Source organism: Paraburkholderia sp. J94 (assembly GCF_905220285.1).
Lineage (GTDB): Bacteria > Pseudomonadota > Gammaproteobacteria > Burkholderiales > Burkholderiaceae > Paraburkholderia > Paraburkholderia tropica_A.
In genome coordinates this window covers 1-12,704 of the sequence record NZ_CAJMZH010000015.1, presented here as the reverse complement: position 1 = coordinate 12,704, position 12,704 = coordinate 1, and the positions used below count along the sequence as shown (strand labels likewise).

Sequence of the window (12,704 nt, the reverse complement as noted above, 5' to 3'; positions counted from 1 at the left end):
CAGCGGCTCATCATTTGCGAATCACGCGCACCGGCAATCCCATTGTCGCGGCCAGACACAAGCCATGCAGCGCGGCGAGCAACACGAACGCGGGCACGAAGTGATGTGCCTGCGTTGCGCCGCTATCGCGCATCGCCAACGCCACGGTCAGCGAAATGAGCGTGGTCGCGAACGGTCCGCCAATGCGCTGCGCGATATTCAACGCGGTGTTGGCCGTCGGCAGATTCGCCTTCGGCAACGCAGCGTAAGCCGCCGAAATCGACGGCACGCTAATCGTGCCCTGACCGATTCCGGCCAGTGCGAGACTCACGAGCGCCCACGCGGTGGAGTAGGTGTGCGCGGCCATCCACGCGAACACGAACGTGGCGGCGCACGCGAGCAGCGCGCCGCCTGCTGCGAGCGCGCGGCAGCCGAATCGCTCCGTCAACGGCCCGAGCACGGCGAACGCGGCCATCATGCCGACGCCCGTCGCCGCGAGCAACACGCCCGCCTGCGCCGCGCTCAATCCGCAGGCGAGAATCAGATAAAGCGGCACGAGCAACTGACGCCCGAATAACATGCCATTCGCGCAGAATTGCGTAACGGCGGCGAACGCAAAAATGCGCGTGGAGAAAATGCGCACGTCGATCAGCGCGGCGTCGCCTTTACGGGCCGAATACACGATGAACGCCGCGAGCAGCAGCACGCCTGCGAGCACGCAGGCCAGCCCTGCGCTGTGCGCCGCATTCTGCAAGCCGTAGACGAGTGCGACGAGCCCCGGCGAAATCAGCGCAAAACCCAGGAAATCGAAACGCCGCCTGTCGAGCGTGTCGGCGTCACGCGGCAGCAATCGCCAGGCCATCGCTACGCCGATCACACCAATCGGCACGTTGACGAAATAGAGCCACGGCCACGCGGCGTGCGTGAGAATTGCGCCGGCCAGCACGGGGCCGAGTATCGGTCCGAGCAGAATGGGTAGCGTCGCGTAACCCATCACGCGTTCGAGATGCTTGCCCGCCACGCGGCCGATCATCATCTGCGCCATCGGCACGAGCATGCCCGCGATGAGCCCCTGAAACAGCCGCGCGGCGATCAGCGCGCTCATGCTGTGCGCGAATCCGCAGAGCGCCGAGGCGAACGTGAACGTCGAGAAGCAAAACAGGTACAGGCGTTTCGCGCCGATGCGATCGACGAGCCAGCCGTTGAGCGGCAGCGTAAGCGCCATCGCGAGCAGATAGCCGGTCACGATCCATTGCGCGGTGGCGAGACGCGCGTCGAGCGCGTGGCCGATGGTGGACAGCGACACGTTCACGAGCGTCGAATCCATCTGCGACATGAACGAGCCGACCGACACCACCGCCGCGACTTTCCAGACAGCGGGGGCAATGCGGTCCGCCGCTGCGGGGCGTGGGGCGTTCGTCGTCATGCGAGTGGGCGTGGGTGCGGATCAGCCGCAAGCATGACGATTCGCCGCGCGGCTGGCAAGGGCCGACGCGGCATTTGTGCGCTTGCGGGCCGCGCATGCGCGATGCCATTACAATGCGGGACTTCGACTCACTTTCGATATTGCAATCGCCATGCGCGCCATGAAATTCTTTCACGCCTTCGCTCTCGCCACGCTTTCGCTGACCGGCGCCACGCTCGCGCACGCGCAAGCCGCGAGTAACGCGCCGCAACAATCGTGCTCGATCGGCACGGCGAGCGGCGTGGCCGGCGCCGCGTCGAGCATGAGCGAGTACCTCGCGCTGCCCGAGCGCGACCGCTATAAATACTTCTCGGATCATCAGATCGAGTGCGACGTGACCGACGATGGCCGCGCGAAGAAATGCGTGGGCCTGATCAATCTGCGCAACGATAAAGTCAGCGTCTACGACGACAGCGATAGCGTGACCACCACCGTGGTCGCGAAGATCGAACTGGAACACGGCACGTTTCCGGCGATCATCGTGGTGCGCAAGCAAGACATCAAATGCGAGGACTGAGGTTCGCGGCGTCGCATTGAATCAACGCGGCGCGTGATGGGCGTTTTCGTTAGCGCCGCGCGTCGAACTGTTCGAACCAGCGCCACGGAAAGATGCCGCGATCGTGTCCGTCGCTGAAGACGAGTTGCACGCCATAACCCATCGGCGCAATTTCGCGCACGCGGACCGCTTCCGCAATCTCCAGCGTGTTGCCCGCGAGGCGCGCGCTTCTGCACGCGGCACACGGACAGGCGCGCCGTAAATCGGCGTGCGCGAAACGCTGGGTTTCGCCGTTCGGCCAGACGAGCGAAAGCGCATCGGGCGCGTTGCGCACTTCGAGCGGCGTGTTCACGATGCCTGTCCTTCGCGCTGCTGCAAAGCGATGCGCACAGCCTTGCGAACTTCAGGGTCACGGTCGTCGAGCGCCGCGCGCAAGGGCGCGATCACGTCGGGCGTATCGAGTTCGCCTAGCGCGAGCGCGGCCTCTTTGCGCAGATTGCTGATCGTGTGATCGAGCAGCGCGATCAAGGCCGGTGCCGCGTCCACCTCCGCCATGCGGCCCAGCGCGCGCGCCGCGCGCAGGCGCACCTGCCAGTAGTCGTCCGCGAGCGCGGCAATCAGCGGATCGCGCGCGCGCGGCACGGGCAACTTGCCGAGCGTGGTGGCGGCTTCCTCGCGTACTTGCCAGTCGGCGTCGCGCAACGCGTGCAGCAAGGCATCGCCGAGCGCCGTGTCGTCGATCGGACCGAAACCCAGCGCGCCGGTCGCCGCGCGGCGCACACCGGCTTCCTTATCGTGGGCCGCCACGCTCGCGAGTGGCGGCAGGGCGCGCGCATCCTTGAGCCAGCCGAGCACGGCCACGGCTTCGAGCCGCACGTCGGCGTGCGCGTCGGCGAGCGCGTCGAGCGCGGGCTCGAAGGCGCTGGCGTCGCGCAATTCGCGCAGGCCGCGCAAAGCCGCGCGCCGCACGAACGGCTCGGGACGCTGCGCCCAGCGGCGCAAGACTGGCGCGCTCGCGCTGTCCTTTAGTTCGGAAAGCGCCTGCGCGGCGGCGTCGCGCACGCCTTCGTCGCTATCGAGGAGCGCGCCGCACAGCGCTTCGGCCACGCTCTCGCTTTCCCACGACGCCAGCACAGTGGCGGCTTCGCGGCGCACGTCCGGCGCGGCGTCGTCGCGCAGCGCGCTCACCAGCACGCCGACGAGCGCGGGCGCTTCGAGGTCGCCGATATCGAGCACGGCGATGCGGCGCACGGTGGCGTCGTCGCTCGCGAGCCGCGCCAGCACGGCGGCGGCTTCGGGCGGCAGATCGGTTTGAGTCGAATGATTCATTGTGCAGGATGGCTAATTAATGGCGATGGGGAAGCGTTGATCAATGACGTCTCCTTCGCTATCGAAGCAAATAGGGAATTTCGACTTTCACCGCGCCGGTCGGGCAATCGCGTTCGCAAGGCATGCAATACCAGCATTCGTCGAACTGCATGTACGCCTTGCCTTTCGACGTGTCGATGGCGAGCAGATCGAGCGGGCAGACGTCGACGCAGACCGTGCAGCCTTTATCCGCGATGCAGCGTTCCTCGTCGATGGTCACGGGCGCGCTGCTGCGTTGAAAAATCTCGTGGGGCGTATAGCTCATGATCGTTTCCTGAAGAAAACCGAGGCTCAATGCGCGGCGGCGAGGGCGTCGTCGCGCTGAATGCGCATGCGGTCGTAGGCGCCGCGTTCATCGTTCGAAACCGGCACGATGTACGGCTCGACGGGACGTTTTTCGCTGACCATGCGGCCCGCTTCGTCCTTGCGCAGATGCGTGTGGCAGAACCATTGCGCGTCGTCGCGCTGCGGATAATCGACGCGATGGTGATACAAACCCCAGCGGCTCTCGGTGCGGAACAACGAAGCGCGCGCGGCCATTTCTGCGCAGTCGCGAATGGCGCGCACTTCCGCCGCGCGCATCAGTTCATGCGGATGATGGGCCTTGATCGCGCCGATATCCTCCTCGATCGCTTCGAAGCGCTGCAAGCCGATTTCCATTTTGCGCGTGGCCTTCGGCGGTTGCAGATAATCGTTCACCATGCGGCGCAATTTATATTCGACCTGAGACGGCGAAAAGCCGTGCTCGCGTTCGAGCGGGGCGTAGATGCGCGCGCGTTCGGCTTCGACCTGGGCCGTGTCGAGCGGCGCGTGATCGCGGCCCGCGACGTATTCCGCGGCGTTTTCTCCCGCGAACCAGCCGTAGGTAAACGCGCCGAGCATGTAGTTGTGCGGCACGGCGGCCATATCGCCCGCAGCATAAAGTCCGGGCACGGTGGTCTGCGCGCGCGCATCGACATAAACGCCCGACGCGCTATGACCGCTGCAAAAGCCGATCTCGGAGATATGCATTTCCACCATTTGCGAACGGTAGTCGGTGCCGCGTCCCGCGTGAAAACGTCCGCGGCTCGGGCGCTCGTTGGTGTGCAGAATCTGCTCGATGGTTTGAATCGTTTCTTCGGCGAGATGATCGAGTTTCAGGAATACCGGGCCGTTGCCGCTTTGCAGTTCGCGATAAAACTCCCACATCATTTGCCCGCTCCAGTAATCGCATTCGATGAAGCGTTCGCCCTTGCCGTTGGCCGTGAAGCCGCCGAGCGGACCCGTCACGTAGGCACACGCCGGGCCGTTATAGTCCTTGATTAGCGGATTGATCTGGAAGCATTCGAGATTCGCGAGCGCCGCGCCGGCGTGATAGGCCATGGCGTAGCCGTCGCCCGCATTGGTGGGATTCTCGTACGTGCCCATCAAATAGCCCGACGCGGGCAAGCCAAGTCGACCGGCCGCGCCGCAACAGAGAATCACCGCTTTCGCACGCACCACGGTGAATTGCGCCGTGCGGCAGTCGAAACCGATCACGCCACACACGGCGCCGCGCGCATCGGTGAGCAGGCGTGTGGTCACGATACGATTCGTCATTTCGATGCGCGCGCGTTTCAGCTGGCGATACAGAATCTTCTTGATATCGTGGCCTTCGGGCATCGGCAACACATACGCGCCCATGTGATGCACTTTCTTGACCGCATAATCGCCATTGCCGTCCTTTTCGAATTTCACGCCCCAACGGTCGAGCTGTTCGATGGTCGTGAAGCTGTGTTTCGCGTAGGCGTACACGGCTTCCTGATCGACGATCCCGTCATTGGCGATGGTGATTTCGCGCGTATATTGTTCGGGCGTGGCGTGGCCGGGAATCACGGCGTTGTTCAGGCCGTCCATCCCCATCGAAATCGCGCCGCTGCGTTTCACATGCGCTTTTTCCAATACCAATACCTTGAGCGCGGGATTGCGCTCCTTCGCCTTGATGGCGGCCATCGGGCCGGCGGTGCCGCCGCCAATCACCACGATGTCGTAATCGAGCACTTCGGTATTCATTGCGTTTTCCTCGGTTGCGAACGGCCGCGCGTGCGCGGTTGAGCAGCTTTCTCGCGATCCACGCGCAAGCGGTACTGGAAGGCGTCGCCGCGAAAGTAGAGATATTCGAAGTCGATCGGCGTGCCTTGCGCATCGTGTGTCGTGCGTTCGATGCGCAGGATGGGACTGCCTTCTTCCACGCGCAGCGCGTCGCCGATCTCGTCGTCGGCGAGCATCGCGTCGATCGAGACATCGGCATGACCGAGCGCGACGCCGCAATCGTTTTCGAGTATCAGGAAGATGTCGCGCGTGGCGAGATCGGCATTCGCGAGCCGCTTGCCGAGCGACTCGGGCAGCCACGTGAGTTCGAGTGAAACGGGCTCGCGATTGAGCAGGCGAACGCGGCGGATTTCGGTCACGTTCGCGCCTTCAGGTAGATCGAGTTTCGCGGCGATAAGGCGGTCGGCTTTCGTGACGCGAAAGCGCCGCAATTGATTGACGATCTCGTAGCCCATCGACGACATCGCCTCCGCGAAACCTTGCAGCGAAGTCACGTTCTGGAACGCGCGCGGCTTGGACACAAACGTGCCCTTGCCATGCAGTTTGAAGACGAGCCCTTCCTTTTGCAGATCGCCGAGCGCCTGACGCACGGTGATGCGGCTCACGCCGAACATCGCGCAGAGTTCGTGCTCGGACGGCATGCGGCTGTGCGGCGGATAAGCACCGTCGAGAATGCGCGCGCGCAGCGTCTCCTTGATTTGCGCATAGAGCGGCTGCGGTGCGAGCGCGATGAGATTCGTATTGGCCATCGGTTTGCGGGGTTGCCGTGTCGCGGACTTGTTATGACAAGATGATCCGCAGTGTAGGCAAGCCCGCGTGCGCGGCAAACGAAGGATTTCTGCTAAGGATGTGCCGTCGCGCAATTTGCGCGCGGGCGCGGCCAGCGACGGCCGCGCCCCGCTGGCGCGCGTTGTGTCGTGTGCCGCTTACGGCGCAGCAGTCGGAATGCCTTCCGTCGTGGCCGGGGAGGCCGCCGATTGCCGGACGTGAGTCAGGTCGATGATCTCGTTCCCATGGCCGTGCAAGGGCGGCAACGCGGGCACGGTGTCGTCCTTGATCATCCAGTTATCGGACTGGTAACTGGCCGAGCGCGCCTGCATATAGCCGTAGCGATCGGAGGCAATGGCCTGAAGCATCGCGCCGTCGCGCACGATCACGGGGCGCAGAAAGATCAGCAGATCCTTTTTCTCGCGGCTTTTCGTTTCATGCCGGAACAATGCGCCGATCACGGGAATTTTCGAAATCCATGGCGTGCGCGTATTGCCGTTCGTGTAGCTGTCGCTGATGAGGCCGCCCAGCGCCACGATCTGTCCGTCGTCCGCGAGAATCGTGGTTTGCAACGAACGTTTGTCGATGGTAAAGCCGCCCGATTGATCGCTCGTGCCGCTCTCGACGCTCGAATCTTCCGAATAAACCTGCATCGTGATCGTGCCGCCTTCGTTGATGCGCGGCTTGACGTTCAGAATGATGCCGACGTCCGTACGCGAATACGTATTGAACGCATTCGCCGCCGACGAACTCGACGAACTCGTGGAATACGAGCCCGATTCGATCGGCACGTTGCTGCCCACGAGAATGCGCGCCTCGTGATTATCGAGCGTGACGAGGCTGGGCGTCGAAAGCACGTTCACGTCGGAGTTCGTCTGCAAGGCGCGGAACAGGCCTTTCGTCCCGAGAATATTCCCGAAGCCCGCCACGACGCCCACATCGGTCGTGGACGCGGCGAGCGACGTGAGACCCGACGTGGTCAGCCATTCAATACCGAATTCGCCGTCTTTCTCGGAGGTGACTTCCATGATCAGCGATTCGATATACACCTGAACCTTGCGCTGATCGAGTCGCGCGATCACCGTGCTGAGATTCCTGAATACCGGTTCTGGCGCGGTGATGATCAGCGAATTCGTGGAGGTATCCGCGACGATTTCACTGCTGCCTTTCTCGCCTTGATCGTCGCCGGAATGCGAGTCGCCAGAGCCGCTGCTCGCGGAACTGCCCGACGTCGACGATGTCGTGCTTTTCGTGGAAGACGACGTGTCCGATGTGCTCGGCAAAGGCGGCAACGATCCATTGCTGCTCGGCAGGCCGGAGGAACTTTGCGCGCTGCCGAGCGCGCTCGCGAGCGAGTCGCTGCTGCCGCTCGATTGCCCCAGAATCTCGCGCAGCGTCTTCGCGAGATCGGTCGCATCGGCGTTACGCAAGGTGACGATATGGATATTGCCGGGCGCGCGCGTTGGCGTGTCGAGCTTGACGATCAGCGATTGCGCTTCGTCGAGCCGCGCCGCGCTGCTCGAACGCAGCAGGATCGCGTTGCTGCGCGTGTCCGCCGTGACCACTACTTTCTGTGTCGGATCGTTATTGCCGATGCCGTTCAGATCGAGCATCTTGGAGGCTTGCTGCACGACGTCGGTAGCATCGGCGTAGTTCAGCTGCACGACCGCGATGTGCGGCGCGGATGCGGCTTCCATTCCCGCGATGATGGTCGCGATGCGCCGCACGTTGTCGGCGTAATCGGTCACGACCAGCGTGTTGTTGCTCGCATTCGCGGTGATCGTATTGTTCGGCGAAATCAGCTGCCGCAAAGTCGGTTGCAGCGCGGTGGCGGATTCGCGATGAAGCTGAAACACCTGCGTGATGACCTGATCGCCGTGCGCGACGGGCTGATTGCCCACGTAGGTCGGCACGCCCTGATCTTTGGCGTCCACTTCGGGCACGATCTTGAGTACGCCATGATCCTGGAGCAGCGAGAAGCCGCGCATCCGCAGGGCCGATTGCAGCGTCTTGAGCGCCTCGTCGTCGGGCACCGGATTGGCGGAGACGAGATCCAGCTGGCCTTTGACACGCGGATCGACAATGATGGTCTTGCCGGTCGCTTCGCCAATGGCGTGCGCCACGGCGCCGATATCCGCGTGCGCGAAGTTCATGACCACGGAAGCGGCGGCGGCCTGGGCGTAAAAGGCGAGGCACGCGGCGGCGGCCAGTAGCGCCGTTTTCGGGCGCGAAGGCGGAAGCGGTGCAGCCGTTCCGCGTTGTGGGGCGTTCATTGTCGCGTGGGCGTCGAAGAAATGTGCAAACATTGGCTTAGGGGCGAGCCATGGTAATTAGATTGAATCGCAGTACGAATCGACGATTTTTAATGGCGGACGGGGAGGCGTGAGGAGGGCGTCGTCTGATACTCAAATGGATGGGCCGGCTGACTCGATTCGATAGAGCGACGAAGTCTATTTTTTCAACGTGGCCGGAGAGTGACGTTTCGTGGGCGCAAAAATTAGCGAATATTTCCAGAGCGCATGCGCATGCCATCCATTCCTCACCGTGGTGTAGTGAATGGATAGAAAAGGTAAGTGTGTGATCCACGCCGGCCGGCATGGCGATCGAAGCCTTGCCAGCCGGGCGGAAAGCGCTTTAGTTCGCGCCCTGGCGGCAATCCGGCGGCGGTCCATTGGGCGGCGGACCGTCGGGATGATGGGGCGGCGCCGAGCCATCGAAGCGGGCGTTTGCATCGTCGGATGGCGGATGACCAGGAGGCGGTCCGGGCGGCGGACTGCCGCAAGGCGGCCGAGGCGGCATGCCGTTTGAATCGGCGTTTCCGTTGTACTGCTGGGCGAGCGCGCAACATGACGCGCCCGCCAATACAACGAGCGTAATGAAGTGCTTGAGTCTCACAAGATGCTCCGTCTGATCTTCTGGTTTTTGATCTTTGATGGTTGATCGCGCAACGGCATTGGAGTGCGTTACGGATGCGCAGTATTGCGTGAATAGATGACACTGCACATCACGTATTCATGCTTTCTCTTATGTATTTTTTTGGAAGGAATTCAATTGGAAAGAATCGTGAATAAGCGGTGTTCTGGTTGAAATAATCGATACGTTTCGACGTCACATTGGCCATGCATCATTCCCCGCGCTGGAAAAAGAGCGAAGTCGTAGTCATTCAAAGAACAGCAAATCAACGAGAAAAGAAGGGGATTTTGATGCGCCGAAAAGTGACAGCCATTACGCTGGCTGCGATTGCAAGCTGGCTAGCCGCGTGCGGCAGCAGCACCAACAGCACCACAGTCAGCGCGCAGGATGCGCTGACCACCGCCACCCCGATCAAGCATCTCGTGGTGATCTACGGTGAGAACCAGTCGTTCGATCATTACTTCGGGACTTATCCGAATGCGGATAACCCGTCGGGCGAACCGGCATTCACGGCGGCTTCCGGTACGCCGACCGTCAACGGCCTGACGACCACGCTGCTGACCGATAACCCGAACTCGTACAACGCCACCAATCTGACGATCTCCGGCATTACGGCGGCGTATCTCGAGCCGTTCCGTATCGACCGCTCGCAGGCGAACACGGCTTCGCAGAACCACAACTACAGCCCCGAACAGGAAGCCGAGGACAACGGCGCGATGGACGAATTCCCGTATTACACGGGTAAAGCGACCACGAGCGGTTCCGGCGTGTTCGACACGAAGGGCATGGTGATGGGTTACTTCGACGGCAACACCGTCACCGCGATGTGGAACTACGCGCAGCACTTCGCGATGAACGACAACGCCTACACGGGCACGTTCGGCCCGTCCACGCCGGGCGCGCTCGAAGTCATTTCCGGTCAGACCAACGGCGTCACGCTGACGACGGGCACGAGCACGAACAGCACGAGCATTTCGACCGGCACCTCGCTGAGCACGCAGGCGATCGCGGACGGCGCGGACGGCTTCACGCTGATCGGCGACCTCGATCCGACCAACGACACGTGCACGATTTCGAACGACAGCAGCACCACGGTCACGGCCGCGATGACGTCGTCGAACAAGAACATCGGCGATCTGCTGAACTCGGCGGGCATCACGTGGGGCGGCTTCATGGGCGGCTTCAATCTGGATACCGTCAACGCCAACGGCACGACCGGTTGCTCGCGCAGCACGTATTCGTCGGTGCTCAATTCGTCGATCGTCGACTACGTGCCGCATCACGCGTGGTTCCAGTACTACACGACGACCTCGAATCCCGCGCATACGCGCCCGACCTCGACGGCCGACATCGGCTACACCGAGCCGAAGGACAGCACGTCGACGCCGGTGCATCACCAGTACGACATCAACGACTTCTATACGGCGGTGAAGGCCGGCAATTTCCCGTCGGTGAGCTTCCTGAAGGCGCCGGCAGTGCAGGATGCGCACGCGGGTAATTCCGATCCGCTCGACGAGCAGGCGTTCGTGACCAACGTCGTGAACTTCCTCGAAGAACAGCCGGACTGGAAGAACACGGCGGTCATCATCGCGTATGACGATTCGGACGGCTGGTACGACCACCAGTACATCACGCCGACGAGTGCCTCGTATTCGAGCAACGACTACCTGAACGGTTCGAGCACCTGCGGTTCGGGTACGGCGCCGCTCGGCGTGGCGGGTTCGCCTGCCAATGGCCGTTGCGGTCCGGGCACGCGCACGCCGTTCATCGTGATTTCGCCGTGGGCGCGCAGCAATTACGTGGATAGCACGGCGATTACGCAGGCGTCGATCACGCGCTTCATCGAGGACAACTGGCTGGGCGGCACGCGCATCGGCAGCGGTTCGTTCGACGATACGGCGGGCAGTATCACGGCGATGTTCAATTTCAGCGGCAGCGGCAATAACAGCAAGCTGTATCTGGATTCGAACTACGGCACCAAGCTGTCGTCGGCGCCAGCCATATCGGTGACCAACTAGCGGCACGGCCACATTTCAGGCGTGACCTGAATGGCGAGTCAGCGCGATGTGCTGACTCGCTGCTTGCCGTTTTGCTGCTTCGCTGTTTCGCCAATTCGAAGAACGTCCGTATCACGCTTTAATTTTTCGTTGCCGTCACCATGAATTCAAGCTCGAATGTTGTTCCGCCATCGGCCGCGCCGGATAAACAGGCTCCTGCCGGGCGAAGCCGATATGGCTTCGTTATCTGTTTCGTGCTGGCCGTCCTGCTGCTGCTGATGGCGTGCGGCGCGTATGCCTTCATGCACCCGGAGCGCATGCCGAATGCCGTCGGTGAACTGCTCGAAGATGAGTTCGGTGTGAACCCGCATCCGGTCCATCTGATGCGGCCGCAAACTGCGCAGCTGAGTTTGCTCGCGCAGATCGGCAAACAGATTTTCTACGATCCGTTGCTGTCCGCTTCGGGTACGCAGTCGTGCGCGTCGTGTCATAGCCCGCAGCACGCGTATGGTCCGCCCAATGCGCTTTCGGTGCAGTTGGGCGGCGAGCATTTGACGTTGGCGGGTTACCGGCCGCCGCCTTCGCTGACTTATCTGTATCGTCAGGCCAACTTCAGCATCGGTCCCGATCCGGTCGATATGGACACGACGCCCGTGAGCCTCGCCGATACCGCGCAACAGGCGCAGGGCGTGGCGCGCGCGCAGAAGAACGCGGGCGTGGCGCCCGCCGCGCCCGCGATGGTGCCGCAAGGCGGGCTGTTCTGGGACGGCCGCGCCGACACCTTGCAGGCCCAGGCGATGGGGCCGCTGTTCAACCCGGTTGAAATGGCCAACACGAGCGAAGCCGAAGTCGCGCAGAAATTGCAGCGCGCGGGCTACGCGGAGCAACTGAAGAAACTGTTTGGCCCGGCCATGATGCGTTCGCCGGTGATGCTCGTGGATGAGGCGATGTCCGCGGTCAGCCGTTACCAGATCGAAGATGCGTCGTTCCATGAATTCAACAGCAAATACGATGAATGGCTCGAAGGCAAGGCGCGCCTGAGCAAGACGGAACTGCGCGGCCTGCGTCTGTTCAACAATCCCGACAAGGCGAATTGCGCCGGTTGCCACTTGAGCAAGCCTGGCCGCGATGGTTTGCCGCCGCTCTTTACCGATACGCAGTACGAAGCATTGGGCGTGCCGCGTAATCCGGCGCTTGCGCAGAACAAAGACCCGAAATTCTTCGACATGGGTGTGTGCGGACCGTACCGCCAGGATATCGCGAGCCAGACGCAATATTGCGGTATGTTCCTCACGCCGACGCTGCGTAACGTCGCGACGCGCCAGACTTTCTTCCATAACGGCGTGTATCACGACCTCAAACAGGTGATGGACTTCTACAACCTGCGCGAGACCAGCCCGGAGAAAATCTATCCGCGCGATGCGGCAGGCAAGGTGGAGAAGTACAACGATTTGCCCGCGAAATACGCGGCGAATGTCGATATCGCGGACGCGCCCTTCGATCGAAAATTCGGTGACAAGCCAGCGATGACGGATCAGGATATCGACGACATCATCGCGTTCCTGAAGACGTTGAACGACGGATACAAGCATTGAACGCGGTTCTCGACAATCTGGCGCCGTCGAGCGAAAAGTATTCGTCGATGGCG

General features: G+C 62.2%; 10 protein-coding genes. 3 read left to right on the top strand and 7 right to left on the bottom strand.

Going from position 1 to position 12,704, the window contains the following annotated elements; translation table 11 throughout:
• Positions 1–10: 10 nt before the first annotated feature.
• On the bottom strand, positions 11–1,405 hold the full coding sequence (locus tag U4Y88_RS27885; protein WP_321787709.1) for a DHA2 family efflux MFS transporter permease subunit: 1,395 nt from the start codon (positions 1,403–1,405) through the stop codon (positions 11–13).
• Positions 1,406–1,565: 160 nt separating this feature from the next.
• Between U4Y88_RS27885 and U4Y88_RS27880 the strand changes: the two genes are divergently transcribed.
• Complete coding sequence (locus U4Y88_RS27880; RefSeq protein ID WP_310632817.1) at positions 1,566–1,961, top strand: hypothetical protein; 396 nt, start codon at positions 1,566–1,568, stop codon at positions 1,959–1,961.
• A gap of 49 nt (positions 1,962–2,010) precedes the next feature.
• Here U4Y88_RS27880 and U4Y88_RS27875 read toward each other — a convergent pair whose 3' ends face one another.
• The 6 genes from U4Y88_RS27875 to U4Y88_RS27850 all read right to left on the bottom strand — a co-directional run bounded on the left by U4Y88_RS27875 (position 2,011) and on the right by U4Y88_RS27850 (position 8,419).
• A complete protein-coding gene (locus U4Y88_RS27875; RefSeq protein WP_310632818.1) occupies positions 2,011–2,292 on the bottom strand; it encodes a DUF971 domain-containing protein in 282 nt (93 codons plus the stop codon).
• Positions 2,289–3,269 carry a HEAT repeat domain-containing protein gene (locus U4Y88_RS27870; RefSeq protein ID WP_321787707.1) on the bottom strand — a complete coding sequence of 327 codons (981 nt, stop codon included), beginning with the start codon at positions 3,267–3,269 and terminating at the stop codon, positions 2,289–2,291. Before U4Y88_RS27870 ends, U4Y88_RS27875 begins: the two co-directional genes overlap by 4 nt.
• A gap of 58 nt (positions 3,270–3,327) precedes the next feature.
• Positions 3,328–3,573 (bottom strand): ferredoxin family protein, encoded by a 246-nt coding sequence (locus U4Y88_RS27865; RefSeq protein ID WP_224012858.1) that lies wholly within the window; start codon positions 3,571–3,573, stop codon positions 3,328–3,330.
• Between the two features lie 26 nt (positions 3,574–3,599).
• Entirely contained in the window at positions 3,600–5,339 is a 1,740-nt protein-coding gene (locus U4Y88_RS27860) for a fumarate reductase/succinate dehydrogenase flavoprotein subunit (protein ID WP_321787705.1), read from the bottom strand.
• Positions 5,336–6,127, bottom strand: coding sequence for a GntR family transcriptional regulator (locus U4Y88_RS27855; RefSeq protein ID WP_321787703.1), 792 nt, complete (start codon positions 6,125–6,127; stop codon positions 5,336–5,338). The genes U4Y88_RS27860 and U4Y88_RS27855 overlap by 4 nt, the downstream gene beginning before the upstream one ends.
• 177 nt (positions 6,128–6,304) lie before the next feature.
• Positions 6,305–8,419, bottom strand: coding sequence for a secretin N-terminal domain-containing protein (locus U4Y88_RS27850; protein ID WP_321787701.1), 2,115 nt, complete (start codon positions 8,417–8,419; stop codon positions 6,305–6,307).
• Between the two features lie 930 nt (positions 8,420–9,349).
• On the opposite strand from U4Y88_RS27850, the gene U4Y88_RS27845 reads away from it, so the two are divergent.
• Both U4Y88_RS27845 and U4Y88_RS27840 read left to right on the top strand, forming a co-directional pair.
• Positions 9,350–11,077, top strand: coding sequence for a phospholipase C (locus U4Y88_RS27845; RefSeq protein ID WP_224012862.1), 1,728 nt, complete (start codon positions 9,350–9,352; stop codon positions 11,075–11,077).
• Positions 11,078–11,217: 140 nt separating this feature from the next.
• On the top strand, positions 11,218–12,651 hold the full coding sequence (locus U4Y88_RS27840; protein ID WP_415774511.1) for a cytochrome-c peroxidase: 1,434 nt from the start codon (positions 11,218–11,220) through the stop codon (positions 12,649–12,651).
• Positions 12,652–12,704: the final 53 nt, after the last annotated feature.

What these genes read in the sequence shown, in the direction of transcription:
- U4Y88_RS27885 (WP_321787709.1), bottom strand. Translation starts at nt 1,405, where the DNA reads ATGACGACGAACGCCCCACGCCCCGCAGCGGCGGACCGCATTGCCCCC.
- U4Y88_RS27880 (WP_310632817.1), top strand. Translation starts at nt 1,566, where the DNA reads ATGAAATTCTTTCACGCCTTCGCTCTCGCCACGCTTTCGCTGACCGGC.
- U4Y88_RS27870 (WP_321787707.1), bottom strand. Translation starts at nt 3,269, where the DNA reads ATGAATCATTCGACTCAAACCGATCTGCCGCCCGAAGCCGCCGCCGTG.
- U4Y88_RS27865 (WP_224012858.1), bottom strand. Translation starts at nt 3,573, where the DNA reads ATGAGCTATACGCCCCACGAGATTTTTCAACGCAGCAGCGCGCCCGTG.
- U4Y88_RS27860 (WP_321787705.1), bottom strand. Translation starts at nt 5,339, where the DNA reads ATGAATACCGAAGTGCTCGATTACGACATCGTGGTGATTGGCGGCGGC.
- U4Y88_RS27855 (WP_321787703.1), bottom strand. Translation starts at nt 6,127, where the DNA reads ATGGCCAATACGAATCTCATCGCGCTCGCACCGCAGCCGCTCTATGCG.
- U4Y88_RS27850 (WP_321787701.1), bottom strand. Translation starts at nt 8,419, where the DNA reads ATGAACGCCCCACAACGCGGAACGGCTGCACCGCTTCCGCCTTCGCGC.
- U4Y88_RS27845 (WP_224012862.1), top strand. Translation starts at nt 9,350, where the DNA reads ATGCGCCGAAAAGTGACAGCCATTACGCTGGCTGCGATTGCAAGCTGG.
- U4Y88_RS27840 (WP_415774511.1), top strand. Translation starts at nt 11,218, where the DNA reads ATGAATTCAAGCTCGAATGTTGTTCCGCCATCGGCCGCGCCGGATAAA.